The 25720-nt window shown below is 35.0% G+C and carries 21 protein-coding genes and 3 tRNA genes; 5 read left to right on the forward strand and 19 right to left on the reverse strand.

All coding sequences use genetic code 11. From position 1 onward, the window contains the following. Positions 1 to 11: 11 nt before the first annotated feature. The 8 genes from GTR01_RS22765 to GTR01_RS22800 form a co-directional block, all read right to left on the reverse strand. Positions 12 to 1046 (reverse strand): NAD(P)/FAD-dependent oxidoreductase, encoded by a 1035-nt coding sequence (locus GTR01_RS22765; RefSeq protein ID WP_160140017.1) that lies wholly within the window; start codon positions 1044 to 1046, stop codon positions 12 to 14. Positions 1047 to 1184: 138 nt separating this feature from the next. Further along, the gene (gene gldN / locus GTR01_RS22770; protein WP_160140018.1) at positions 1185 to 2123 is read right to left on the reverse strand and encodes a gliding motility protein GldN; all 939 of its coding nucleotides are present in this window, start codon (positions 2121 to 2123) and stop codon (positions 1185 to 1187) included. Between the two features lie 20 nt (positions 2124 to 2143). Further along, on the reverse strand, positions 2144 to 3736 hold the full coding sequence (locus GTR01_RS22775; protein ID WP_160140019.1) for a GldM family protein: 1593 nt from the start codon (positions 3734 to 3736) through the stop codon (positions 2144 to 2146). Between the two features lie 55 nt (positions 3737 to 3791). After that, positions 3792 to 4484 (reverse strand): gliding motility protein GldL, encoded by a 693-nt coding sequence (gene gldL / locus GTR01_RS22780; RefSeq protein ID WP_065396532.1) that lies wholly within the window; start codon positions 4482 to 4484, stop codon positions 3792 to 3794. Positions 4485 to 4543: 59 nt separating this feature from the next. Beyond that, positions 4544 to 5965, reverse strand: coding sequence for a gliding motility lipoprotein GldK (gldK, locus tag GTR01_RS22785; protein WP_160140020.1), 1422 nt, complete (start codon positions 5963 to 5965; stop codon positions 4544 to 4546). Positions 5966 to 6073: 108 nt separating this feature from the next. After that, positions 6074 to 7927: a glutamine--fructose-6-phosphate transaminase (isomerizing) gene (gene glmS / locus GTR01_RS22790; protein WP_160140021.1), complete on the reverse strand. Its 1854-nt coding sequence runs from the start codon at positions 7925 to 7927 to the stop codon at positions 6074 to 6076. A gap of 28 nt (positions 7928 to 7955) precedes the next feature. Beyond that, positions 7956 to 9593 carry a DUF4270 family protein gene (locus GTR01_RS22795; protein WP_160140022.1) on the reverse strand — a complete coding sequence of 546 codons (1638 nt, stop codon included), beginning with the start codon at positions 9591 to 9593 and terminating at the stop codon, positions 7956 to 7958. Positions 9594 to 9607: 14 nt separating this feature from the next. Then, positions 9608 to 10378: a glycogen/starch synthase gene (locus GTR01_RS22800; protein WP_068939743.1), complete on the reverse strand. Its 771-nt coding sequence runs from the start codon at positions 10376 to 10378 to the stop codon at positions 9608 to 9610. 171 nt (positions 10379 to 10549) lie between these two features. On the opposite strand from GTR01_RS22800, the gene panC reads away from it, so the two are divergent. Next, on the forward strand, positions 10550 to 11398 hold the full coding sequence (gene panC, locus GTR01_RS22805; RefSeq protein ID WP_160140023.1) for a pantoate--beta-alanine ligase: 849 nt from the start codon (positions 10550 to 10552) through the stop codon (positions 11396 to 11398). Positions 11399 to 11591: 193 nt separating this feature from the next. Here panC and GTR01_RS22810 read toward each other — a convergent pair. From GTR01_RS22810 to GTR01_RS22820, 3 genes are all read right to left on the reverse strand, one after another. After that, positions 11592 to 11664 (reverse strand) — tRNA-Lys (locus GTR01_RS22810). A 58-nt stretch (positions 11665 to 11722) separates the two neighbouring features. Next, positions 11723 to 11805: transfer RNA gene (locus GTR01_RS22815), tRNA-Leu, on the reverse strand. A 35-nt stretch (positions 11806 to 11840) separates the two neighbouring features. Further along, positions 11841 to 11913 (reverse strand) — tRNA-Lys (locus GTR01_RS22820). A gap of 116 nt (positions 11914 to 12029) precedes the next feature. On the opposite strand from GTR01_RS22820, the gene GTR01_RS22825 reads away from it, so the two are divergent. Beyond that, the gene (locus tag GTR01_RS22825) at positions 12030 to 12545 is read left to right on the forward strand and encodes a shikimate kinase (protein ID WP_160140024.1); all 516 of its coding nucleotides are present in this window, start codon (positions 12030 to 12032) and stop codon (positions 12543 to 12545) included. 12 nt (positions 12546 to 12557) lie between these two features. Here GTR01_RS22825 and GTR01_RS22830 read toward each other — a convergent pair whose 3' ends face one another. Then, on the reverse strand, positions 12558 to 12995 hold the full coding sequence (locus GTR01_RS22830; RefSeq protein WP_160140025.1) for an RNA-binding S4 domain-containing protein: 438 nt from the start codon (positions 12993 to 12995) through the stop codon (positions 12558 to 12560). Between the two features lie 55 nt (positions 12996 to 13050). On the opposite strand from GTR01_RS22830, the gene GTR01_RS22835 reads away from it, so the two are divergent. Continuing rightward, a complete protein-coding gene (locus GTR01_RS22835) occupies positions 13051 to 13788 on the forward strand; it encodes a hypothetical protein (protein WP_160140026.1) in 738 nt (245 codons plus the stop codon). 202 nt (positions 13789 to 13990) lie between these two features. Here the strand turns inward: GTR01_RS22835 and GTR01_RS22840 are convergent, their stop codons facing one another. From GTR01_RS22840 to GTR01_RS22860, 5 genes are all read right to left on the reverse strand, one after another. Then, positions 13991 to 15508: an FMN-binding glutamate synthase family protein gene (locus GTR01_RS22840; protein ID WP_160140027.1), complete on the reverse strand. Its 1518-nt coding sequence runs from the start codon at positions 15506 to 15508 to the stop codon at positions 13991 to 13993. A gap of 54 nt (positions 15509 to 15562) precedes the next feature. Continuing rightward, on the reverse strand, positions 15563 to 16909 hold the full coding sequence (gene mtaB, locus GTR01_RS22845; RefSeq protein WP_160140028.1) for a tRNA (N(6)-L-threonylcarbamoyladenosine(37)-C(2))-methylthiotransferase MtaB: 1347 nt from the start codon (positions 16907 to 16909) through the stop codon (positions 15563 to 15565). A gap of 66 nt (positions 16910 to 16975) precedes the next feature. Then, complete coding sequence (locus GTR01_RS22850) at positions 16976 to 17566, reverse strand: DUF1572 family protein (protein WP_160140029.1); 591 nt, start codon at positions 17564 to 17566, stop codon at positions 16976 to 16978. Positions 17567 to 17661: 95 nt separating this feature from the next. Next, positions 17662 to 19761 (reverse strand): T9SS type B sorting domain-containing protein, encoded by a 2100-nt coding sequence (locus GTR01_RS22855; protein WP_160140030.1) that lies wholly within the window; start codon positions 19759 to 19761, stop codon positions 17662 to 17664. Between the two features lie 160 nt (positions 19762 to 19921). Continuing rightward, positions 19922 to 20719 (reverse strand): hypothetical protein, encoded by a 798-nt coding sequence (locus GTR01_RS22860; protein ID WP_160140031.1) that lies wholly within the window; start codon positions 20717 to 20719, stop codon positions 19922 to 19924. Between the two features lie 201 nt (positions 20720 to 20920). Between GTR01_RS22860 and glgP the strand changes: the two genes are divergently transcribed. Further along, positions 20921 to 22588: an alpha-glucan family phosphorylase gene (gene glgP / locus GTR01_RS22865; RefSeq protein ID WP_160140032.1), complete on the forward strand. Its 1668-nt coding sequence runs from the start codon at positions 20921 to 20923 to the stop codon at positions 22586 to 22588. Positions 22589 to 22643: 55 nt separating this feature from the next. Here glgP and GTR01_RS22870 read toward each other — a convergent pair whose 3' ends face one another. Both GTR01_RS22870 and GTR01_RS22875 read right to left on the reverse strand, forming a co-directional pair. Then, positions 22644 to 22832, reverse strand: a complete 189-nt coding sequence (locus GTR01_RS22870; RefSeq protein ID WP_160140033.1) for a DUF6496 domain-containing protein — start codon at positions 22830 to 22832, stop codon at positions 22644 to 22646. A gap of 12 nt (positions 22833 to 22844) precedes the next feature. After that, positions 22845 to 23318 (reverse strand): hypothetical protein, encoded by a 474-nt coding sequence (locus tag GTR01_RS22875; protein ID WP_160140034.1) that lies wholly within the window; start codon positions 23316 to 23318, stop codon positions 22845 to 22847. A gap of 149 nt (positions 23319 to 23467) precedes the next feature. Here GTR01_RS22875 and GTR01_RS22880 point away from each other — a divergent pair, with 149 nt between their 5' ends. After that, on the forward strand, positions 23468 to 25597 hold the full coding sequence (locus GTR01_RS22880; protein ID WP_160140035.1) for a S9 family peptidase: 2130 nt from the start codon (positions 23468 to 23470) through the stop codon (positions 25595 to 25597). The last annotated feature ends 123 nt before the right edge of the window (positions 25598 to 25720 follow it).

Here is a 25720-nt window from a genome sequence, read left to right on the forward strand (position 1 = left end):
CTGATGAAGAATTACTTAAATCTATTTAATGAAACTTCCTCATGCAATGGAATCTCTTCTTCAATAAAACGGAATAAATCTCTTGCAAAGTAGCAACCATTCAAAATTCCTCTTGCTCCAAGCCCATTGAAAACATATAAATTATGATGAGTTTCATGTCTTCCAATAATAGGTCGTCGATCTTTTACTGTTGGTCTGAAACCAAAATTAACTTCCTTCACCTCAAAGTCGTAAGGGTAGAATTCTGATAGTCCATTGACGAGCTGATTAACCGCCGATTCATCAATATGATGATGAAGCTGCTCGCGATCGTATGTTCCCCCGTAAAAATAAAGGCCATTACCTGTCGGGAAAAGAAAATGTTTCTTTTTAATGGTTATGTCTTCCGGAATTGGTTGTGAAAGTTCAACTTTTATATGATGTCCTTTATTCGGGTTCACAGTAATTTCTGAAAAGTAAGGATTGTCTTTCACTCCCATTCCTTCACAGAAAATAATATGTTTGAAATTAAAATCTTTATAAGTGGATTCTGATGGATTCAATTTAGTATATTCAAACTTTTCACTGATAAGAAAACCGTTTTTTTCAAAATAACTGAATAAACCCGTGAAAAATCCATTAACATTTAGTCTGGCAGACTGATTGACCTTTCCTGTGAGAAAATCGTTTTTTACTACATTTAAAGACTCAAAATTTTCTTCCAAAAAGTTCACTAATTCTTCATTTTTCGATTTTTTAAGCCAAAGCTTCTGTTCATTTTCATCATGAAAAATTCTGTGAATAGGCGCACTGATCAAATAGTTTTCGCCGGTATATGATTCTATTTCCTTCAAGCTGCTCTTCAGAAAATCAATTTGCTCCTGAGCTTTCCAGAAGGTGGTGAACTTTTTAAGTACAACAGGATTAATAATACCCGCCGAAACTTGTGAAGCGCTTTTTCTTCCTTCAGAAAAAATCACGAAGGATTTGTTGTTCTTCACCAGCTGATGCGCTAAAAAAAGCCCGGCATATCCGTCTCCTACAATAATATAATCTACATTTTTCATAGAGCAATTTCATTTATTTAAAGGTCATCTACAATCGCCTATATCATTGATTATTGATTAACAATAAACAAAGGGCGACTTATAATAAAAAAAACCTGAGTAAAAATACTCAGGTTTTGTATAAATATCAAGTGAAATTTAGTAATTCCACATATCATTTTCCATTTCTAGAATCTGCGACTTGATTCTGTCGCTTTCTTCTAACTGATCATCAGCATCTTTAGGAATGTAATCTTTGATTGTACCATCTCCTAAACCGGTTGAAGATTTATAGATAACAGAAGAGAATCTTCTTGCATTGATAATATCATCAAAAGACAAATCTGCAGAAGAGTTTTTTCTATTGTAAACATAATTGTTGGCTAGAACATCTCTTGCATTTGGATAGAAAATCCAGAATAGGTCAATAAGATCATCATTGCTTGCAATTGGTTTACCATCTGGGCCTATAACTCCTTGTACTGCAGGATCCGGGCCCATTGCAGCAATACCAAGAGGTCTGTATTTCATCTGCCCGTCTCTCTTATCTACAAACCACATTCCCATAATTTTAAGCACTTTTACTTTGTCAGTAGTTGTCTTAAATACGTCGGTATATTCTTTCTTCTCCTGTTCAGTTAATTGTCTTCCTGAGTTTAGGATATCGATTGCAGCATCGTTAATTCTAACATTCTCCAATCTTTTTTGGATTCCTTCCGGTGAAAGCTTTAAAGTAAAGTTTTCATCATCATACACCTGCTCAATTTTACCAGTTAAAGCTGCATCTAACAGTAATTGGTATAGAGACCTTGTAGGGGTAGAAAGAAGACCATCCGGATTATCATAGTAAAATGGTTGATTGATCTTATCATTCATATCGATGATTTCCCAAACAAACATACTCTTAAGGATGTCTTTATCTTCCACAAATCCATATTCAAGAGGCTTTACCGTTTTATCAATAATAGTATCACCAACTTTTTGTTTGTTCTCCGCTCTCATCTGTCTAAACTCTTCTGGTGAAGAAGCGTTCAGAATAGTCTGGGAAAATGCAAATCCCGAGACTAATACTAAAAGGGTGCTAATATATTTTTTCATAATAAATTACAATTTTAGTCCTATTGAACATTAATAATTATAGGAGTGATGTTTTTAATCTGTTGACCTTCCAGTCCTTGAGCTGTCGCTTTAATATCAAATACAGATACTACATCTCCTGTTCTCAGATTTTTCATTAATCCTGCAGCTTCACTTAATGTGCTTCCGTGGATTAATAATGCTGCTCTACCAGGTACTCTTACCATGAATTGTGTTACGGTGAACGAAACAGGGAAGTCGAAATCAGGAATAGCAGCCTGTACAGATTGATTCGGAATAGAAGTTGCCGGCATCGACAATACATTCTGTCCTCTCATCTGACCTTGCGGTGGCGGAACATTCTTGATTCTATATTCAAATACCTGAGAAACAGATTTTCCGAAAGGATCTACTCCAGATAATGTCAATTTCACTGTAGTACCTGTTGAAGGTTTTACAATCCATTTACCAGGACCTGTATTTCTTACAGTAGCTCCCGGAGCTGATAATGAAAGCTTAGAGTTATCTGCACCTAAGATAGATCCTGATACAGGGTTCTCAAGTCCTCTATACATTACATTCATTTTATCAGCAGAAAGTAATAATCCTTTTTCAAGTTTTACTTCTCTTGGCCCTGCAATTACATTATAAGTATGAGTCCAAGGGAAAGATTGTGGTTTCCCAGAAGCATCTGTTAATGTAATCGTTCCAGACAATTTATGTTCTCCGATACCAGCTCCTGAAATAGGAATGATACCTTTACCATTTTCTTGCTTGCTTACTCCAGAGATACTGATCTTATTACTGTTAGAATAAGTACCCAACATTACTTTTACTTCTGCTTGTTTACCAGCCTGAATATCTGTAGGTCCAGAAACAATTGGTTCATAGCTTGTAAATTTGATGCTGGCATCCACTTTTTCCTGAAGCATTAATGCTAATGCATCAGATTGTACGTTTCTGGCATCATTTTGGATAATTTCCAAATTAGATATAGCGGCAATTAATGGCTGATGATAAAATTTATTCTGGAACCAAGTCTTTTCGTTTGGAGATTTCCCTTTAGGATATTCCGCGATAAGAGATTTGTTCGCTCTATCTACTAAATCTTTAAGCTGATCATTATTACCAAACGTTTTATTGATGTAATCTCTTACGTCATCTATTTTACGTTTTAGTTCTAATGCATTAGGAGAGGGTGTATTTTCGTCTCCTTCCTTAAAGAAATATTCTGTAGTAGCTTCATTATTATTTAATGCAGCAAAATTTTCACTTACATCAATTTCTTTTCCTGTATTAGGATCTTTATCATGAAACTCAGATTGTTTTTTTAACAGATCTTTGATTTTTTGAGCATGTTCTACCAATGCATCAATCTTACCTTTCAAAGTTTTATAATCTTGCCAAGGTTTTGCATAGGTATCCGGAACCTGTTGTGCTTTAGCTTCCAGCGTTTTTTCAAAAATCTTTTCGTTCTTTCTTTCTGTTAAAGTTCTGGTTTCGTTTAATGCTCTGGTAGAGTCATAGTATGATCTGATGATTTCTGCATCAATGTTTAGGGCCATCATCGCGATGAACACCAGATACATCAGGTTGATCATCTTCTGACGAGGGGTCTGTTTTCCTTGTGCCATTCTCTTTTCTTTGTTTTTTGATTAAATAGTTTATAAGTTCAGAAATGGTTAGGAATTAAGACTTCATAGCAGTTAGCATACCACCATAAACTCTATTTAAATTATTAAGATTAGAAGTTAAACCTTGTAGCTCTTGGTTGAATTTTTCAGAATGTTCAACAGATTTCTGCATGTCAGAAACATATTTAGTAGCAAATTCTGCTTGTTTCTTACCGCTTTCCAACTGCATAGCATATAATGCATTCATACTTTCCATATGCTGAGCAGCCTTGTTCAACTGATCGTTATATTTATGAGTAGAAGCAGAAACGTCAACAGTTTGATTGATTTGATCTACAGAACTTGAAAACTTGTCAATTCCAGTTCTTAGTCTCTCAAATAATTGAACATCCAGTCTAGCGTCTTCAAGCATTTTATCCAATTTAGTAGAAAGAGAGTTTTCTAATTCTGCGAATTGGTTACCTGTATTTCTCGTAGTTACATTTGAGTGTAATGGGTTTGGGTTTGCATGTTTGTCTAATAATTCAGGGTAAACATTTTCCCAAGCATAAGACTCTTCAGTTTTTGGAGGGTCGAAAGCGAAGATAATAAAGATAATCGCCTCTGTAATAAGCCCTACAGTAAGCGCTATATTACCGTTAATTGGTCCCAGGGTTATGTGAGTAATTTTAAGCCAAGCTCCAAGAATTACAATTGCAGCACCGAATGAATAGAAGAAATTCATCCAAGCATCTTTCGTCTTAAACATATTGAGTTAGTTTTTTTAATGTTAAATAAAATTGTATTGAAAAATAATTGTTTTGATGATTATCTGTTAACTCTTCTTGGCTTAACAGCTGCTTCAGGAATATCCTGTACAGTTCTAAATCCGATATAGCTTCTTGCTGAATCTTTTCTTTCCCAATCTCTTGCCCCCGTCATTAGTGCATATCCTATATCTTTCCAAGATCCACCTCTTACAGATCTTTTAGTATCCTTTTTATCTTTAGTAGAAGGATTTAATGTAGAAGAGAACCCATAAGATGAGTTGTTATAAGCAGATTCTGTCCACTCAGAAACGTTTCCAGCCATATCAAATAACCCAAATCCATTTTTCTTAAATTTCTTAACTGGAGCTGTATATGTATAAGTACCTTTTTTCTCGTCTTCCATATAATTACCTCTCTTAGGTTTGAAGTTGGCTAAGTAGCAACCTCTGTCGTCCATTAAATATGGTCCACCCCAAGGGTAAGTGGCATTTTGCATACCTCCTCTTGCAGCATATTCCCATTCGATCTCTGTTGGAAGACGGAACTGCAATGGTCTTTGTTTTTTTCTTTTTAAACTTTCGTTATAGTCAGTTTTCAATTTAGATCTAAAGTTACAATAAGCTCTTGCCTGATCCCAGGTAACCCCCACTACTGGATAGTTTTTGTAAGCTTTGTGCCAAAAATATTGTTCAAATAATGGCTCATTGTAAGCAAAATGGAAATCTTTTACCCAAACCGTAGTATCGGGATAAATCGCGATACTTTGGCTTTTCAGGTAATTGGCTCCTCTTTCGTTATCTGCAAGTGCTGCATCCATATCTCCCCAACGGTAAGTATATTTCAGTTTACTTACATCTAAAATTCTTTCGTTTCCAATTCTTGAAGAAGCAGGCAGATACATAGATTCCAGAACTTCTGCGTATTCTACATCCGGGTATTTTGAAGTACTCCAGTGTAAAGGAATTTTCCAGTCTAATCTTTTGCTTGCGTCATAGGTTCCGTCTTCACGGCCACCCTGACCTTCCATATATTCCTGATAAGGTGTTAAATTTTCTTCTTTTTTAGCAAGGTATGCATAATCTCCTATGCTTGCCCCTCTACGACCACCTTCATCACCACCTTCTCCGGCAGCTTCAGCGAGTAGAGTTCTTGCGATAGAATCTCTTACATAGTTGATAAATACCCTGTATTCTGAGTTGGTAGTTTCTGCTTCATCCATGAAGAAAGAAGAAACAGTAACTGTCTTCAATGATGCTTTTTCAGGTGTGTTTGTTGGATCCTGGTCTGCTAAACCAGCAACAAATGAACCTGCAGGAATTGCAACCATTCCGTATGGTCTTTCCGCAACAAATGATTTAGTTTTTTCTCTTGGTATCAATTCTCCTTTTGTTCCTGGCTTCCCTACAGAAGAGCTGCCACCACCTGAACAAGATACCGATGCTACCGACGCAGACAATAATAAAAGAAATATCCTTTTCATGTTAATTTTTATAATTAAGCCGTAAATATATAATTTTTTTAAGAAACTTTTAAGATTTATTTTGAAATAACGAAAGAAATCTAAATTTATTTTATTTACAACTAATTTTTATTCCACAGTTACAGATTTTGCCAAATTTCTTGGCTGATCTACGTTCGCTCCTCTGTATACTGCAATGTAATAAGCAAGCAACTGTAACGGCACTGACGCTACGATTGGAGAGAAACATTCTGAGGTCTCAGGGATTTCAATCACATAGTCTGCCATTTCGCTAACCTGGTGGTCGCCTTTGTTAACAACAGCTATAACTTTCCCTTTTCTGGCTTTGATTTCCTGAACATTACTTACAATCTTATCATAGTGTCCTTTTTTAGGTGCTATAATAACAATTGGCATATTCTCATCAATCAAAGCGATAGGCCCATGTTTCATTTCTGCAGCCGGATACCCTTCTGCATGGATATAAGAAATTTCTTTTAATTTCAATGCTCCTTCAAGGGCAGCAGGATAGTTGTATCCTCTTCCCAAATAAAGGAAATTAGTAGCTTTCACAAAATCTTTTGCAATATTTTGAGTCAGCTCGTGAGTAGCATTTAGTACTTCTTCAATCTTCTTAGGAATAGCATCAAGCTCAGATATTAAGCTCATAAATTCAGCGTTCCCTAAGTTTCCGTTATGTTTTCCTAATTTAAATGCAATTAAGGTAAGAATAGTAAGCTGTGCTGTAAATGCTTTTGTAGAAGCTACTCCAATTTCAGGCCCTGCATGGGTGTATGAACCTGCATCTGTAATTCTAGCAATAGATGAATCTACTACATTACAGATACCATATATAAATGCTCCTTTTTCTTTTGCTAATTTTAAAGCAGCCATTGTATCCGCTGTTTCTCCTGATTGAGAAATAGCAATTACAACATCTTTATCTGTAATAATAGGGTTTCTGTATCTAAATTCTGATGCATATTCTACCTCTACCGGAATTCTTGCATATTCTTCAATAAGGTATTCTCCGATAAGACCTGCATGCCATGAAGTACCACAAGCTATAATGATAATTCTATTTGCATTTTTGAATTTTTCTACATGATCCCAGATTCCTGCCATTTTGATCACTCCTTCATCTACAAGAAGTCTCCCTCTCATCGTATCATGAATAGATTTAGGCTGTTCAAAGATTTCTTTCAGCATGAAGTGCTCATATCCACCTTTTTCAATCTGTTCTAAGCTTAATTTCAGTTCTTGAATTTCAGGCTCAATTTTAGAGTTATCATTAATTGTTCTGATATCTACACCAGTCTCTAAAGAGATGGTAGCCATATGTCCTTCTTCAAGATAAATAGCTTCTTTTGTAAATTCTACAAATGGAGAGGCATCAGATGCGATAAAATATTCTTTTTCACCAATCCCAATTGCCAATGGAGAACCTAATCTTCCCACTACCAATACTCCAGGATGATCCTCATGAAGCACTGTAATAGCGTACGCTCCATATACTTCATTCAAGGCATATCTCACTGCTGTAGGGAAATCAATCTCCGGATTAAGATCCATAAAATATTGAATAAGATTTACCAATACTTCAGTATCTGTTTCTGATTGGAAAGTAAATCCTTTTTCAGTAAGCATTGTTTTAATAGTATCATAATTTTCAATGATTCCATTATGTACAAGTGCTATTTTTCCATTATTTGACAAATGTGGGTGCGAATTTCTGTCACTTGGAACCCCATGGGTAGCCCAACGAGTATGTCCCATACCAATATTGGCAGTTCCTTTTAATTGCTTCGAAATATTCACCAAATCCTCTACTTTACCTTTTGTTTTTTCAACTTCAAGCTTATTGTTTGAACCTTCTAAAACAATCCCGGCACTATCATACCCTCTGTATTCCAGTCTTCTAAGACCGTTGATTACGATCTCATAAGCATCCTGAAAACCTGTATATCCTACTATTCCGCACATATTTATTTTATCTTGTGTTTATTGTGTTTTATTTATTATTTGCTGTTGAGTAAGTAACTCTCAGCTGAATTCTCTTATCACTTTTATCGGATCCAATCATAACTATTCTGTTCATATCAATAGCTCTGGTTGTAAATCTTGGCCCATAAGCAGATCCTTTAGAATCTCTTAGGAATGATCCTGCGTTAATTAACAGTGGATCATTTGAAGCAAATGTTTTTTCAGTTTGACCTGCAACAGTTTTCCCTTCAACAATATCCTTAAGTGTCTGAGTGACTACAAAATCATAGTAATCAGATGAAGTTACGTGGTAATATATTGGGAATCCTTTATTGGTATCTGCAGAGAAACTCCATTTTGAGTAATCGATTGTATTATCTGCTTTATAGGTGAATGGAGTAAGTATAAACTTGCGGTCAGCATCTACAGCATGAGGTTTAGTCCATGTTTTATCTTTATCCATATACACTCTGATTGTAGCTCCTACAATACCAGCTTTATTATTAGCGAATCGTTCTTTCAATTCTTTAATGGTATTATCAGAAATTTTAATTCCTACAGAAGGGCCACCCATTCCTTGAAGATAAAGCAACTTATCACCATCAGTTTTATTGATACTTGCTAACGCTGAAGAAACAGCAGAATTACTTCTATCGTATTCATATTGTCCGATATGAGCATTTAAACTTCCCAAATTAAATTTAACAGTAGTCTGTGGTCTTGTCACTTTACCATTATCTGTTAAATCATATTTGTAATACATGATAAGTTCCATATCATTCGCTGAAATCGGGAAAAGATAACCGTCTGTATTTTCAACTGAAAGTCTGATTCCTTTAAAATATCTTGTAAAGTTAGCAGCATCCTGAAGTTCTGGTTTTCCTTTTTTATCCACAATACGAGTCTGGAAAAAATCTTTATCTAATGGTATTCTGAATCCTAGATTCCCTGAGAATACATTTGAATTATCAGATTTTTTGGTCACTGTTACTGTGCTTACATTTCCATCAAAATTAGCAGACCCTAGCAATGCACCTGTATTTACATTTACATTGGAACGTGTGAAAACATCGATGTTATTGATATCCAAAAATGTGGTAACTTCTTGAACATTAATTTTCATTGATTTAACCGCTTTACCATACTTACGAATCGGGTATGATTTTTTCTCTATGGAAACAGGTACTTTCTCCCCATCTATCATAAAATCATTATTATCGTAAGCACCTGGTGCTTTTAATGAATCTGCAATATAATAAGTATTATTTGCAGTATTTGCAGGTGTTCTTAAAACTAAGACTACTGAATCCACCTGTGGTTTTGGACCGCTAAAATCGAAATTATCCACTGGCATTCTCAATTGTGTAATATAAGAAGCTCTCTGCATTCCAAATTGTCCTTCATTAAAGGCTCCCAAAACAGCGGCAAGAGTAGATCCTGCATCAGTAACTTCACTTACCAATCTTGAAGCATCACTTCTGATAGAATCATTATTACTGATATTATAAGCTACAACATCATATAGGGTTTCTGTACCTACTGCTGCATCTTTATCAAAGAGTTGCTGACCAAGGGAATCCGGATCCGGTTCACAGTTATAAAGAATTGCACTTCCGAAAACCGCCAATAAAAGCATGGCGAATGTCCTTTTAAGAGTATGAGTCATTAAAAATGTGTTTTTTAATAAAGTTGATTTATAGAATCTACATCAAGATACTCCGACTTTTGAGTCGCTGTTTCATTGAAAGCCTTATCCAGGTCTTCATCCAGGAATTCATCTCCTTTTACAACAGTATCTACATAGTTCATACTTTCGATAACGAAACTTTTGATCGTTGGGTTATCTAACGCTTTTAATCCTGAAATATTATCAAACTTCAGTTTTTCATCGATCTTTTTATCAAGTTCAGCTTCTTTCTCATTGTATAGAGAAAGAACAATTTTCGCATCCTTGAAGTAAGTATCTGATTCATAATAAGTCTTCAGATAAATTGGAACAAAAGAAGACATCCATCCATTCAAATGAATAACATCCGGAACCCAGTTCAGTTTCTTGATGGTTTCAATTACTCCTCTTGCAAAGAAAATAGCTCTTTCGTCGTTATCGTCGAAAGGGTTTCCTTCATCATCGAAATAGTATTGTTTTCTTTTGAAATATTCTTCATTGTCAATAAAGTAAACCTGAAGTCTTTCCCCCGGAAGAGACGCTACTTTAATGATAAGTGGCTGATCCAGGTCATTGATAATAATATTCATCCCTGAAAGACGGATCACCTCATGAAGTTGGAATTTTCTCTCACTGATTTGTCCAAATCTTGGCATAAAAACTCTTACATCATTGCCTTCATTGTGCATCTTAAGTGCCATTTTGTTTACCACAGCGGCCATATTTGTATCTTCTTGGTATGGATACATCTCTGTAGTAATGTACAGTATTTTTTGATTCGGCATAAACTTTCTATCTAATTTTTGTAAAAATGCTTTAATGTGCAAAATTACAAAAAAACATCCAACATTATTTTAATTAACATTTTTTTACGAAAATTCCCATTCCCAAATTGGTAAAAACACATTTTATTATATGATATTTTTAGTATTTTTGAATAAGTATTAAAATAAACTATGGAAGTTATAAAAAACAGGAAAACTCTTCAGGATTTCATTGAAAGACAGAAAGAAATGGGAAAAAGAATTGGCTTTGCCCCTACAATGGGAGCTCTGCATAAAGGACATCTTTCCCTGTACGAAGAAGCAAAAAAGGAGAATGACCTTGTTATTTCTTCAATTTTTGTAAATCCAACCCAATTTAACAACCCTGAAGATCTTGAAAAATACCCTAGAGATGTTAACAGAGATATTCTCATTCTGGAAAAATCCGGACTTGTAGATGCTGTTTATATTCCCGAGGTTTCTGATATTTATCCTGAAAAAGCAGAAAGCCAACACTATGATTTTGACGGATTGGAAAATGAAATGGAAGGAAAGTCTAGACCCGGCCATTTTGATGGTGTAGGAACTGTGGTAGAAGAGCTATTCAGACAGGTACAGCCGGACAATGCTTATTTTGGAGAAAAAGATTTCCAGCAATTGGCAATTATCAGAAAAATGGTTGATAAAAAACATCTTCCTGTTAAAATAAAAGGAGTTCCTATTTACAGAGCAGATAACGGATTGGCATTAAGTTCAAGAAACCAAAGACTGCATGAAGACCGAAAAGATGCATCGAAAGTTATTTATGAAACATTGAATAAAGTAAATGACTGGTTCAGAACTGTGAGTATTCCTGAAATTAAAGAGAGAGTAACTGACATTTTCGACAACCAACAAGGGATGCAGTTAGAGTATTTTCTGATTGCAGATGAAAACACTTTACAGGAAACAGATTTCTTCTATAAAGACCGAAATTTCAGAGCTTTTATCGTAGTGGTTGTAGATGGAGTCAGATTAATTGACAATATGCACCTGGATTAGCATTTACTTTTAATAAATATTATATCTTAGAAATATACCCTGATCATTTATGGTTGGGGTTTTTAATTGATCAGTTTCTAATACTAAACATCGTTATAGATATATAAAAAATCAAAGGCCTCCGGAAGGAAGCCTTTGAAACACCAAATCACAAAATATTAATATGAAAAAAATTTACTTTTCAGTAAACTTGTGACCCGGCTGGGATTCGAACCCAGGACCCATACATTAAAAGTGTATTGCTCTACCAGCTGAGCTACCGAGTCGGCCACAATTAGGAATAAATATAAATAAATATTCCTAATTATAAAATTTTCTTTGCAGTGCCTGCGACTGGACTCGAACCAGCACATCCTTAGGAAACCACCCCCTCAAGATGGCGTGTCTACCAATTTCACCACGCAGGCAATAAAATTACAAGTTTCGTAATTTTTATTGCTAGTGACCCGGCTGGGATTCGAACCCAGGACCCATACATTAAAAGTGTATTGCTCTACCAGCTGAGCTACCGAGTCGGCCACTTATTATAACAAGTTTTCATTTAAGTAATGTCCCTTGTTTTAAGTGGTGCAAAGATATAACTTTTTTCTTTATCTCAAAACTTTTTCGCAAATTTGTTTAAAAAAAATTCATGATAATTTCACTAATTGGATACATGGGCAGTGGCAAATCCCACATTTCCAAAATATTAAGCGATAAAATAGATTTTAAACTCATTGATCTCGATAAAGAGATCACCAGGAAAAATAAATTAACCATTCCTGAAATTTTTGAAAAAAATGGAGAAATTTATTTTAGAAAACTGGAAAGAGAGGCTCTTGAAGAAATATTAGCTTCTGAGGAAAACGTTGTATTAAGCCTTGGAGGCGGTACTCCTGTTTACTATAATAATATGGAGATCATTAATCATAACTCCAGAAGTGTCTTTTTAAGAACTTCCGTGGGAACATTGGTGGAGAGACTTTCTAAACAAAAGGAGAAAAGACCTTTAATTGCTAATATCTCCGATGAGGATCTTCCTGAATTCATTGCCAAGCATCTATTTGAAAGAAACCAGTTTTATAGTAAAGCTCAATTCACCGTAGGTACTGATGCCAGAGAACCTGAGGATATTGTTCAGGAAATAATAGAAAAGCTCTATCTCTAGAGCTTTTTTATTTTAATTGTCTTCTTCGGATTCATTATCAGTTTCTCCAAAGAAATCATCCCAGTCTGTAAAGTCAGCATCAATATCGTTACCTACATAATCATCCATATCCCTTCTGTCTTTCTTCGTAGGTCTACCTTCTCCTTTATTTCTATAATAGTCCTGAGACATTTTACGAAGTTTTAGAAGCTCATACTGCTCCTTATCTGTGACATCCTGTATATGAAGCGGAACCAATTTTGCTCCAATTCTGCTTTTAGGAATCTGAAGTACTTTTATTTTATAATCAATTTGATTCTTACGAACCTTAATGATATCCCCTTCTTTTACCTCCTTAGATGACTTTACGGCAGACGTTCCAATAGAAACTCTATTCTTTTTAATCTCCTCAGCTGCAATACTTCTCGTCTTATAAAAACGAATGCTCCACAAAAATTTATCTATTCTCATATTTTTTTATACTTTTGCCGTTATATTATTTGTAAAGTAATTAAAGTTTTTTGAAATGAAAAAAATATTTTTATATATCCTTGCAGGATCTTTGAGTTTTACTGCTTGTAAAAAAGATGATGATTATGTAGTGTACAGGGAGCCGTCGGATGTCAATGTGCAGAACAACTATGATGATCAGGCCATTAAAAAGTTTATGGACGAAAATTATCTTGATGCACAAGGAAATATAAAAACTTTTAGTGCAACAGATACTGCTGATGACCACCAAAAGAAATTATCACAATTAAAACCTCAAACACTTCCATCCGGAACAATCTACATCATGAGAGATGGAGCGCAGCCTGCTCCTGGTAAAGGAAAACCAATAAATGACAATAGTGTTATCAAAATAATGGGTAAAATTAATGCTTTTGAAGCAAGGGATAACAATGGAGTTTCACAATTTGTTTCCATCACTCCATTTTTAAATACTATAGATGGAAGTACACTTCCATCAGTTGATCCTATGTATTATTATTCAAAGGCAAGTGTAAGAGCAAAATCTGGTAAAGATAGAAGCTATTATGAAATTGCAGGTTTCAGAGAAGCATTACAAAAATTCACTGCTTTTAGCAATATGCAAAGTGAGGATCCTTATAACCTACAAGGAGTTATTATTGTTCCATCGAGAGCAGCATTTGCAAGAAATCCTTTCTATCCTTATTTAGGAGGAGATTACAGAAACAAAACATTTGTTATCAATTTCCAGATATACGATAGCCGAGACAGATTAATTCCTAGTGAAGATTAAATATACACCGCCTACAACAGGCGGTTTTTTTTATTTATAGTCTAACTATTCTCTTACGATCACAGTTTTCATATTGTCCTTTTCAAAAGTATTCAAAAATCAGATCATCGTATTATTTCAGGAATAAATATCAACTATAAAAAAATCAGATTAGAAAGGTGTTCTAATCTGATTTTTTTATAATAATAGCTTTAAAAGCAGCTTATGATCTTGCTTTTTGCTTTACATTTCCTAAAATATCCGGGAAGTAAAGGTCTGCAAGATGGTCAAATTCATCTCCTCTCATGAACATTGTAGCATCTACTTCTTCATAAGAAGTTCTTCCTGCTGCTGCAATCAGTTCATTACAAGTATGAAGGGTATTTTTGTGGAAATGATATACTCTTTCTGCCTTATCCGTTACATCAAGCCCTTTAATAAGCATTTTGTCTTGTGTAGCGACTCCGGTAGGGCAGTTATTTGAATTACATCTTAGAGCCTGAATACAACCAAGAGAGAACATAAATCCTCTTGCATTGTTACACATATCTGCTCCCATTGCTACAGCTCTTAAAATATCTAAACTGGTAAGTACTTTACCACTGGCAATAACTCTTAATTTGTTTCTTAGGTTATAATTATTAAGGGTTCTATTAACAAATATCAAAGCCGGTTCTAAAGGCATCCCTACTCCATCTGAGAATTCCGGTGGTGCAGCACCTGTTCCTCCTTCTGCCCCATCAATAGTGATAAAGTCAGGATAGATTTTCAGTACATTCATTTGTACGCAAATATCTTCAAATTCTTTAGTATCCCCAATACACAGTTTAAACCCTACTGGTTTTCCACCTGAAAGCTCTCTTAATTCCTGTACAAACCTCAACAATCCGGCAGCATTGGAAAAAGCGGTGTGTGATGGTGGAGAAATAATGGTCATTCCTGGTTTTACGTGACGGATTGCAGCAATTTCCGGTGTATTTTTCACTCCCGGAAGTACTCCTCCGTGTCCTGGTTTTGCACCCTGAGATAGTTTGATCTCAACCATTTTCACATTAGGGAGTGTTGCATATTTTGTGAATAATTCCGGGTTAAATTTCCCTTCTTCATCTCGGCATCCAAAATATCCGGTACCAATCTGCCAACATAAGTCTCCTCCTTCTAAGTGGTGAGGAGAAATACCTCCTTCTCCTGTATTATGGAAGAAATTTCCTTTTTTCGCACCTCTGTTCAGTGAAATCTGTGCTCTGTCACTTAATGCTCCAAAACTCATTGCTGAAATATTAAACAAGGAAGCATGGTATGGTTGTGTACACTGCTCCCCTCCTACCCAAACTCTTGGAAGTTCTTCTGATGGAGATTTTGCATAAATAGAATGTTTAATTCCTTCATATTTTCTGTGATTAACTTCCAGTTGTGTTCCAAAAGCTACAGTATCACTAAGATTTTTGGCACGTCTGTATACTGCAGAACGCTGATTTCTTGGGAAAGGTTTCCCGTCGGTTTCCCTTTCGATGAAATACTGCTGCATTTCGGGTGAAATACTCTCAAAAAAGTACCTGAAGTATCCTAATACCGGAAAGTTCCTCAGAATAGCATGTTTTGATTGATAAGCATTGTAAACACCCAATGCATAAATAGCGGATAACAATGTTGGTATCCAATAGTGCGCTCTGATCAGAAGTGCTACAATCCAGGTAGCAGCTACTAATACAATTCCCCAAGATAAAAACTTATCTCTCATGAATGTAGTATTTAAAAGTTTAAAAATAAATTTAGTGGAAATTTTGCAAAGAGCCTATGCTTTTGCTAAAAAATTTTGGTAGGAAGATTGCACTGAGACCGTGCCATCTGACAGGATTTTTTCTAAATTTAGAAATTCGATTTGATTTACTGATGCAGGATCAAAGTCTTTCTGGACTCTCACATAGTTTTCTGTGAAGCCAAACATTTTCCCGTCTTTATTTTCATGCTCCCAAAGTACAGGAAGCGTTTTTCCAAGTTGAGTCTGATAAAATGCCATCTTTTTCTTTTCAGAAAGGATTCTAAGCATTTTATTACGTTTTTTTCTTTCCGCTACCGGAACTACTCCGTCCATTCCTGCAGCTTCTGTATTTTCTCTTTCAGAATAAGTAAATACGTGAAGATAAGTAATGGGAAGTTCGTTAAGGAAATTATAGGTTTCCATAAATAACTCCTCTGTTTCACCCGGGAATCCTACAATTACATCTACACCAATAGCAGCGTCAGGCATTACCTCACGGATTTTGTTGACTCTGTCGTTGTATAATTTGGTCAGATAACGACGCTTCATTTTTTTCAACAAATCATCACTTCCTGATTGTAACGGAATATGGAAATGCGGAACAAAGCTTCTGCTTTTAGAAACCAATTCTATACTTTCATCCTTTAACAGGTTAGGTTCAATAGAAGAAATACGAATTCTTTCAATTCCTTCTACTTTATCCAATTCTGAAATAAGATCCAGGAAAGTATGTTCATGTCTTTTGTTTCCAAATTCACCTTTACCATAATCCCCGATATTTACTCCGGTAAGAACAATTTCTTTAATGTCTTTTCCTGCAATTTCAGTAGCATTTCTAAGAACATTTTCGATAGTGTCCGAACGAGAGATTCCTCTTGCCAATGGAATAGTACAGTAAGTACATTTGTAATCACATCCATCCTGAACTTTCAGGAATGCTCTTGTTCTGTCACCAATTGAATAACTTCCGATAAAGAAATCGGTTTCTTCAATCTCACATGAATGAACGATTCCTTCATTGTCTGATTTCTCTAAATCATCGAGGTAGCTTAGAATATTAAATTTTTCTTTAGCTCCTAAAACAAGATCTACTCCTTCAATCTGGGAAATTTCTTCAGGCTTCAATTGTGCATAACAGCCAACAATAACTACCAATCCATCAGGATTAGCTTTCATTGCTCTCTTTACGTGAAGTTTACATTCACGATCTGCATTTTCAGTAACTGAACAGGTGTTGATTACATACACATTAGCCTTCTCATCAAAGCTCACCTTATCATAACCTGCATCTGTTAATTGACGGGCAATAGTAGATGTTTCTGCAAAATTTAATTTGCAGCCAAGTGTATGATACGCGGCAGTTCTTTGAAAAGTAGACATGTGTTACTTCTGATTTTTATGGGTGCAAAGATAGTAATTTTAATAATAATCCAAGATTGATTCAGTCTATTGTTTATATTCGTCTCTTACTTCAGGGCTGTTTTGAAAGCATACAGGTGATGAATTAGCATCTTGATCTGCTCCTGAAAACTTGTTTTTCATTTCAGTATTAAATTCCTGAGATTTGTTTCTGGCAATAGAAAGGGTGTTCCAATCTTGATTTTTGATCATTTTAGCGATATACACAATCTGTCCGATATGATATGGATAATGGGCCAGTTGCCTGAAAATAGCATCCATTACAGTATGTCCTTCTCCTCTGATATAGATTGTAGAATAAAGATTTTCTTCATTCACCTGATCTAAGGCTTCAAAAAAACATTTCCAGCCTTTTTCCCAAAATTCAAGAACTTCCTCTTTGGTTTTAAAAGTATTTACAAATTCTTCATCTCGGTGTCGCCAGGATTTTTCACCATCTTCGGTAAGAAAATTAGTCCATCTTGACAACATATTTCCTGCAAGATGATGCACAATAACTGCAATAGAATTACTTTCTTCATTATACTGCCAGAAAATCTGCTCATCAGATAACTGTTTAAATGATTTATCCCCAAGAGATTTATAGTACTCAAAGCGCTTTACAAACAGTTCTTTCATTCTTTCTATTTTAATGACTAATGTAAAAAAATCAAAAGGAAAAACCACCTCATCCGAAGTGGTTTTATCTATCTATTTTATTTATAATACTAAGATTATTCCCGATTTTTAACCAGGACCCAACCTGTAAACTTAACAGGGGTATTTTTTTTGTCATTCTCATTCCACAAGACAGAATACCAATAGGTTCCGCTAGGTACTTTTCTTCCTGCTATTGTTCCATCCCATTTATATCCATTGAGTTGATCAGCCTGATGAATTTTGGTTCCGTATCGGTCAAAAATATTAATAACGAGATTTTTCTTACCGGCTAATGCTGAATAATCAATCACATCATTCACTCCATCAGCATTTGGTGTGATTACATTGATCAAATTGGGAACTACAACTTCCACAACTATTGGGTCACAATTATAAGTATCTTTTACAAATATCTTGTATACTCCTCTTGAAAGATTGGTAAAGGTATTAGAGTCTTGCCATACCAGCTTATCCAATGAGTATTGATAAGACGGGTTACCTCCTATTACGGATACAGCTACAGTAGTATTGGTAATCTCAATATCAGAAATAACAGGCTGTTCAGCTGGTATTACTTTTACCGTTTGTTTGGTAAAACAATCTCCGGTTTTAAGCTTCACCCAATATTCCCCCACTCCAACATTTACAGTTCGGGTAGTTGCTCCTGTACTCCATTGATAACTTTTGAATCCCGGCCCTGCGTCTAAAGTAGTTTTGTTTTCTACACAAATGGTTTTATCTTTAAGTACATCAGAATACGTTGGAGGAGTCACTATTAAAGTTACTTTTACCACAGCATAGCAGCCTCTGGCATTGGTAACCCTTACATACACCACTCCATTAGGTGCAATATAAGTCATCGGATTCAGGATTTCATTAGTCAGATGAATTGCATCAGTTTCAGACGGATAATATTTTTTAGTATTGTCTGGAGTGGTTACCGGAGCGTTTGCAAGGTTAAAAGATCCTGTACTTGGATTAGATTCTATGAAACATTCGGTAAGCGGAGTATCTTTGGCAATAACTACCGGATGAAATTTTAAGGTAATCTTTGCAATTCCCATACAACCGTATTCAGAAATCACTTTTACATACACACTTCCTTCCGCAGAGGTAAATGCATTCGGGTTGGTGATTTCATTAATTCCTGCATTAAGATCGAACATACTGCTATAGTATTTTTTCGAAACATTAGTAGCTGCTATGATATCAGCTGTTGTCAGATCAAAAAGGGCTACTCCTGCATTATTATTGTTACACTCTGTTAATGTTACATCTTTTACAGTAATGGCACCATTTCTAAATTTAAATTTTCCCGTTTGTTTACATTTATTGAGTGGGCTGTTTGGATTGGTAGGGTCTGTATAACTTATACTATAATAATAAACGGTTGTAGTATTTACTGATAAAGGAGTCGTGATAGGATTATTTACCGTTAATGCATCATTGGCATTGGTATGATAACTTACACTAAAACCAGGATTTCCATTAACAATTCCTGCTGATAATGTTGTAAAGTTAAAAACAACAGGACTTCCACAAATAATAACTTCTCTTGGATCAGCAGGGTTAGCCGCCTGAACCCCTGGCGGAATGAAAGGATTAGGCTGAATAGCCGGATCTGTAAATGGTGATGCTAAGGTTGCAGTTCCACCCCATGTTAATGAAAAAGGAGCAGTTGTACTACTTGTACTACTCACCCAGTTATCAATAAACAGGTAATAGGTTTGCCCTGGCAAAACATCCAAATACCGACAATAAGGAGTTGATGACCCTCCTATTGCATTGGTAATGGTACTCGTCATATTTAATCCGGTAGCAGCTCCAACTCCAACAACCGTTGCAGCATTACAACGTATAGCAGAGCCCAGGCTTCCGCAATTCACGTTAGGGCCAAATATAGCCCAGTCATAATCAGCATCGGGATTAGTAGGAACAAGATTAAATGTAAGAGTACCTCCTGTGGCTATGGTAATCTTATACCAAATCGAATTATGTTCTCCTGAATCATCTATACAGTTTCCGGAATTTACCATTTCTTTGACATTACCATATCCTGTAGGGCTGTAAGTAATATCTGAATTTCCGCAAACAGCCAATGCCGTTGCACAATCTGCCTGAGAGTATAAAAAATGGGAAATGTATAAAAAAGTAAATAGTAAAATTTTTCTCATAGATATATTTGTTTTTATGGTTAAGTCATTTTGAGTCAGACAAATACTCAAACCCAATCAAATATACCTATTATTTAATTACAAATAAACAAAATCAAATAATTTTTACGATATCTAAAACAAATGACGTAATAGATTAAAAAATCAATATAAAAATCTATTATTTAATACTTGTAATATTTCCACAAAGATTTTCAAGATGAAAAATTTTATGGAAAGGACTTTTTACTTCTTTCAAGTGTTCTTTATCCTGAATAAATGTATATCGTGATGCGATAGAATTCATATCAGAAACAATCACCAGCCAGCATTCGTCTACAGAACTATCATAATAAGGGAATTTTTCATTTTTCTTTTCGATGAGCTCAAGAATTTTATCAGAGCACAGCTCATCAAAAAGATTCATACTATATTCATGAGTAATAAAAACATTTCTTCGGTGAAAAGATTTCCTCAAGCTTTTCACGCAGCCTATTCCTTTATTCTTCTTAATGCTTTTATAAATATTAATAATATTTTCCTCCTGTTCTTCCAGGTTATCAAACTTTATATTAGGGTGAAATTCTAAAAAATAAACACCACGATATTTCGTAGTGTCTTCTTGTTCTAATAATATTTCTGCTTGACGGAACATTTTATTCAATGTACTTTCTACTTTTTTCATTTCAAGATGATTGATCACCTCGGTCAATTCTATTCCGATTTTTTTGTCGTTCAGTTTTGCGATAAAGTCGGGACTTTCGCAGGTAAGGTTTTCAAATTTCACATCGGGAAAATGATGCATAAAAGAATTGAGTAGAAGGATCTCGGACTTCTTTCGGTATTTTTCACGGTCGTGAAGCGGAGATTCATCTATGGTACGGTGATACTTTTCTATGGGCTTTTTTTTCAAATGCCGATTCAGATAATACAAACTCAGATTCTTAATCAAATCTTCATCAGAAAACGTCTTTTTCATGTGTGATTTTTTTATTTAATTAGACACATGTAGCCATTGGCTTTCATCATTAAAAGTTTTTGATAATCAAAAATTTACACTCTTAAAGATAAGTAAAAAAACTATTCAATGCTTACTTTTAAAATTAATTTATCGATTAATTAATGTAAAGTTTATTTTCATTATTAATACCTTTGTCTTTTCAAACACAAACAGCATTCTATGGATTTTAGGAATTTTAAAATACCCTACAACATCAATCCCCAATATTCAAAAAAAACCGCGTATTTCTCAATGGAGTTTGCCCTTGAGCAGGTACTGAAAATATACTCCGGAGGTCTTGGTTTTTTAGCAGGATCTCACATGAGAAGTGCTTATAATCTAAAGCAGGATCTTATTGGAATTGGTATTCTTTGGAAATTCGGATATTATGACCAGGCAAGAAATCACGATCAGACTTTGCAGCCTGTATGGACAAGAAAAATGTACAGTTTCCTTGAAGATACGGGAATAAGGTTTCAAATTGAAATTCACAGTGCTCCTGTTTGGGTAAAGGTATGGTACCTTGATCCTGAGATTTTCAATACAGCACCTATGTTTTTCCTGTCTACAGATGTTCCTGAAAACGATCATGTTTCAAAAACAATCTGTCACAAACTATATGATGCCAATGAATCTACTAAACTGGCTCAATACATCTTATTAGGAAAAGGAGGTGCCAAATTATTAGATGAAATGAACATCGAAAGGGATGTTTACCATCTAAATGAAGCTCATGGACTTCCTGCAGCATTTTATTTATTAAGAAAATACAATGGTGACCTTAATAAGGTTAAAGAAAAACTGGTTTTCACTACACATACTCCTGAAGAAGCCGGAAATGAAAAACATAATTTCAGACTGTGTTATGATATGTCTTATTTCTCCAGCTATAGTATGGAAGAAGTAAAGGCTATTGAAGGAACAGACGATGACCGTTTCAACCATTCCCTTTGTGCTCTGAAAATGGCAAGAATCGCTAATGGGGTTTCTCAGCTTCATGGAGTTGTTTCCCGTACGATGTGGAATAAGTATCCGGGAATTTGTGAAATTACTTCTATTACCAATGCTCAAGACTTTAAGTATTGGGCAGACAAACCGCTTTACAACGCCAAAGATGAAAATGATGAAACCGTTTTTGATTATCGTAAAAAGCACCTGAAGAAAGAACTATTCAGTATTGTAGCAGACCAAACCGGAAATCTTTTTAATCCGAATGTTTTTACCATTGTATGGGCGAGAAGATTCGCAGGCTATAAACGAGCTGAGTTACTTTTACATGATAAGGACAGATTTTACAGACTTCTGAACAATCCAAAATATCCGGTACAGATTATCTGGGCAGGAAAACCTTACCCTATGGATTATTCGGCTATTTCAACGTTTAACACATTGGTTGAAGAGAGCAAAAATCATAAAAACATGGCTGTTCTCACCGGATACGAACTTTCTTTAAGCAAATCATTAAAGCAAGGATCAGATCTTTGGCTCAATAATCCAAGAGTTCCAAGAGAAGCTTCAGGAACTTCAGGAATGACGGCTGCTATGAACGGATCAGTCAACTTATCCACAGACGACGGATGGATTCCGGAATTCGCTAAGCACGGAGAAAATTCTTTTGTAGTTCCCAAAGCAGACTACCTGAATATGAGTATTTACGAACAGGACAATTATGATTTAAACAAATTATATGAGATCCTTGAAAACGAAATCATTCCTATGTATTATGATCAGCCAGATCAATGGAGAAAGATCCAACATAATGCAATGAACGATGTAAAAGATCAATTCAATAGTGATAGAATGGCGGATGAATATTACAAAGTCCTGTATAATCAGAACAATAATTAATTTGCATTAACATACAAAATGCCTGGAAGTTTTCCAGGCATTTTTTTATTATATATTATTTGCTTTTCTTTTTGGGTGGCACTTTCAAACCTTCTTCTCTTGCTTCAGAAATACCAATGGCCACCGCCTGTTTTCTGCTTGTCACTTTCTTTCCGGAAGAAGATTTTAATTTCCCTTCCTTGAACTCGTGCATTACTTTTCCTATTTTGTCCTGAGCTTTGTCTGAATATTTGGTCTTGCTCATGATGCTATTTTTTTAAGATTTTGGCAGGGATACCCCTAGTTCATAAACTCTGGCATGTTTCAAATACTTTGAACGTTCTCTTGATGTTACCGATTGGAACTGATCATTTTTGATCACAATGATTGGATCTTCTATATTTTCTATCTCAAAATTGGCAAAATATCTTTCATCCGGACTTGTTTTATCGTTCTTAGCCTTAATTTTCTGCAGTTCTTCTGCATATTTTCTAAATCCGGGATCAGAGGAATGGATAAATTTATACTCATCGCCTGCATACACATAGTAATGAAGTTTTTTCTCTATCAATCCAGCTTCATCTGTGATTTCGGGATTATCATTTCCATCTTTAAATCCTACTTCCACTAATATTCCGCCTTTTTTGTTGGCGCATTGCTGAGCGTCATCAAAACTGGAAAAACCTGTATAAACAATTCGGTCGTTCAACACATAACGGTTCAGTTTCTGGTTGTATGCATTCGTTTCCATAATTATTCTTTTTGATTGATTGGTAGTTATATATATTCAATTTTTTTGCCAAATTGCCTTTTTTAGAAAAATTATCCATCATCTTCTGATTTTGTTTTCTATGGTTATGTAAGCAAGATTCATTAAATTTGGAATCATTAAAATTAAAAATGAAAAAACTACTCTTAACTCTTACTATAGCAGCGGCATTTCATCATGTGTCTGCACAGGAAATCACTTTAGATAAAATATATTCAGGATACTACCGTGGTAAAGGTATTGCGGGGATTACTTCCATGAAAAACGGAGAAAATTATTTGGTAATTGAACCGTCAGGAATTGCAAAATATTCTTATAAAACCTCCCAAAAAGAAGGAAATCTTGTAGATGGAAGCTTTGAAAGCTATATATTCTCAGATGATGAATCTAAAATTCTTTTGCAAACAGGAAGCCAGCCCATTTACAGGCACTCTTTCCTTGGAAAATTTGATGTAAAAGATTTAAAATCTGGAAAAGTAATGAGTTTAAATGAAGGAAAACCCGTTCAGGAGCCTAGCTTTTCACCAGATGCCACAAAAGTAGCCTTCATTGTTGATAATAATTTATTCTATCAGGATCTAAGTTCTGGTAAAATTACTCAGATTACTACCGATGGTAAGAAAAATGCTATCCTTAATGGTTTGGCAGACTGGGTATATGAAGAAGAATTCGGGCATGCAAAACAATATGAATGGACGAAAAACTCTGATGCTATTGTATTTGTAAAATCAGATGAAAGCCAAGTTCCGGAAATTTATATTCCTATTTATGGAAAGAGTCTTTACCCTACTGAAATGCGTTATAAATATCCAAAAGCAGGTGAGAAAAACTCTATAGTTTCAGCACAGTTATATCGTCTTGATACTGGAAAAGTAATGCCATTAAACTTAGGTTCTTTCAAAAATTATTATATCCAGAATGTTTTTCAGACCGCAAAAGCGGATGAAATGGTTCTGATCACATCTGAAAGAATTCAAAATGCTTCAGATGTATTAAAAGTAAATACTAAAACAGGAGCTGTACAAAAATTATTCACAGAAACTGATGATAAGTGGATTGAAACAGACAGTCCAACTATTGAATTCCTTGATGATGATTCTTTTCTTTGGGCATCAGAAAGAGATGGAAACCGTCACTTATACTGGTATGACAAGGATGGAAAACTAAAAAAACAAGTTACAAAAGGAAATTGGGAGGTGACAGACTACTATGGTTTCAATCCAAAATCTAAGGAAATCTATGTTCAGACAACCGAAAAAGGAAGTATCAATAAAGTAGTTTCTAAAGTCAATATTGAAAACGGAAAATCTCAGCTAATCTCCAATACAGAAGGAAATAACTCTGCAAACTTCAGCAAAAATTACAATTATTTCATCGAAACATCTTCTTCGGCAGCAAAACCTCATACTTATGTTTTGAAAGACGGAAATGGTAAAGCAGTCAAAGAACTTCAAAATAATAATGATCAGCTTCAGAAATTAAAAGCAGATAACTTTGTTGAAAAAGAATTCATCACCATTCCTAATGCAGTAGGTGATCAAATGAATGCATGGGTAATGAAGCCTAAAAACTTTGATCCTAATAAAAAATATCCATTGTTCATGTTCCAATATTCAGGGCCAGGTTCTCAACAAGTGGCTAATTCTTGGGACAATGGAAATACAATGTGGTTCAATCATCTTGTACAAAAAGGATATATTGTAGCTTGCGTAGATGGACGCGGAACAGGTTACAAAGGGGCAAAATATAAGAAAGTAACTTATATGAACCTTGGAAAATATGAGATCGAAGACCAGATTACAGCAGCAAAATGGTTCGGAAATCAATCCTATGTTGATAAGAGCAGAATCGGAATGTTTGGATGGAGCTTCGGAGGATATATGACCAGCTTAGCTATGACAAAAGGGGCTGATGTTTTCAAAATGGGAATTGCAGTAGCACCGGTAACCAACTGGAGATATTATGATTCTGTATATACGGAAAGATTTATGAGAACGCCTCAGGAAAATCCTGATGGATATGATAAAAACTCTCCTACTGAATATGCAAAACTGTTGAAAGGAAAATTCCTTTTAATTCACGGAACAGCTGATGATAATGTGCATTTCCAAAACTCTATGGAGTTATCTGAAGCTTTGATCCAGAATAAAAAACAGTTTGATTTCATGGCTTATCCGGACAAAAACCATGGAATTTATGGTGGCCAGACAAGACCGCAGCTATATCAGAAAATGACAGATTTTATTTTAAATAACTTATAATCTTATATAAAATAAATAAAAGCCGTTTCACAAATCGTGAAAACGGCTTTTATTATTTTTTCCCAAACTCCCTCATACAGAAGAGTTTCAACTACATTGTTTAGCTGTAATACATCTTCTTTT

This window comes from Chryseobacterium sp. c4a (assembly GCF_009900745.1).
Classification (GTDB): Bacteria; Bacteroidota; Bacteroidia; order Flavobacteriales; family Weeksellaceae; genus Chryseobacterium.

What these genes read in the sequence shown, in the direction of transcription:
- GTR01_RS22765 (WP_160140017.1), bottom strand. Translation starts at nt 1,046, where the DNA reads ATGAAAAATGTAGATTATATTATTGTAGGAGACGGATATGCCGGGCTT.
- gldN (WP_160140018.1), bottom strand. Translation starts at nt 2,123, where the DNA reads ATGAAAAAATATATTAGCACCCTTTTAGTATTAGTCTCGGGATTTGCA.
- GTR01_RS22775 (WP_160140019.1), bottom strand. Translation starts at nt 3,736, where the DNA reads ATGGCACAAGGAAAACAGACCCCTCGTCAGAAGATGATCAACCTGATG.
- gldL (WP_065396532.1), bottom strand. Translation starts at nt 4,484, where the DNA reads ATGTTTAAGACGAAAGATGCTTGGATGAATTTCTTCTATTCATTCGGT.
- gldK (WP_160140020.1), bottom strand. Translation starts at nt 5,965, where the DNA reads ATGAAAAGGATATTTCTTTTATTATTGTCTGCGTCGGTAGCATCGGTA.
- glmS (WP_160140021.1), bottom strand. Translation starts at nt 7,927, where the DNA reads ATGTGCGGAATAGTAGGATATACAGGTTTTCAGGATGCTTATGAGATC.
- GTR01_RS22795 (WP_160140022.1), bottom strand. Translation starts at nt 9,593, where the DNA reads ATGACTCATACTCTTAAAAGGACATTCGCCATGCTTTTATTGGCGGTT.
- GTR01_RS22800 (WP_068939743.1), bottom strand. Translation starts at nt 10,378, where the DNA reads ATGCCGAATCAAAAAATACTGTACATTACTACAGAGATGTATCCATAC.
- panC (WP_160140023.1), top strand. Translation starts at nt 10,550, where the DNA reads ATGGAAGTTATAAAAAACAGGAAAACTCTTCAGGATTTCATTGAAAGA.
- GTR01_RS22825 (WP_160140024.1), top strand. Translation starts at nt 12,030, where the DNA reads ATGATAATTTCACTAATTGGATACATGGGCAGTGGCAAATCCCACATT.
- GTR01_RS22830 (WP_160140025.1), bottom strand. Translation starts at nt 12,995, where the DNA reads ATGAGAATAGATAAATTTTTGTGGAGCATTCGTTTTTATAAGACGAGA.
- GTR01_RS22835 (WP_160140026.1), top strand. Translation starts at nt 13,051, where the DNA reads ATGAAAAAAATATTTTTATATATCCTTGCAGGATCTTTGAGTTTTACT.
- GTR01_RS22840 (WP_160140027.1), bottom strand. Translation starts at nt 15,508, where the DNA reads ATGAGAGATAAGTTTTTATCTTGGGGAATTGTATTAGTAGCTGCTACC.
- mtaB (WP_160140028.1), bottom strand. Translation starts at nt 16,909, where the DNA reads ATGTCTACTTTTCAAAGAACTGCCGCGTATCATACACTTGGCTGCAAA.
- GTR01_RS22850 (WP_160140029.1), bottom strand. Translation starts at nt 17,566, where the DNA reads ATGAAAGAACTGTTTGTAAAGCGCTTTGAGTACTATAAATCTCTTGGG.
- GTR01_RS22855 (WP_160140030.1), bottom strand. Translation starts at nt 19,761, where the DNA reads ATGAGAAAAATTTTACTATTTACTTTTTTATACATTTCCCATTTTTTA.
- GTR01_RS22860 (WP_160140031.1), bottom strand. Translation starts at nt 20,719, where the DNA reads ATGAAAAAGACGTTTTCTGATGAAGATTTGATTAAGAATCTGAGTTTG.
- glgP (WP_160140032.1), top strand. Translation starts at nt 20,921, where the DNA reads ATGGATTTTAGGAATTTTAAAATACCCTACAACATCAATCCCCAATAT.
- GTR01_RS22870 (WP_160140033.1), bottom strand. Translation starts at nt 22,832, where the DNA reads ATGAGCAAGACCAAATATTCAGACAAAGCTCAGGACAAAATAGGAAAA.
- GTR01_RS22875 (WP_160140034.1), bottom strand. Translation starts at nt 23,318, where the DNA reads ATGGAAACGAATGCATACAACCAGAAACTGAACCGTTATGTGTTGAAC.
- GTR01_RS22880 (WP_160140035.1), top strand. Translation starts at nt 23,468, where the DNA reads ATGAAAAAACTACTCTTAACTCTTACTATAGCAGCGGCATTTCATCAT.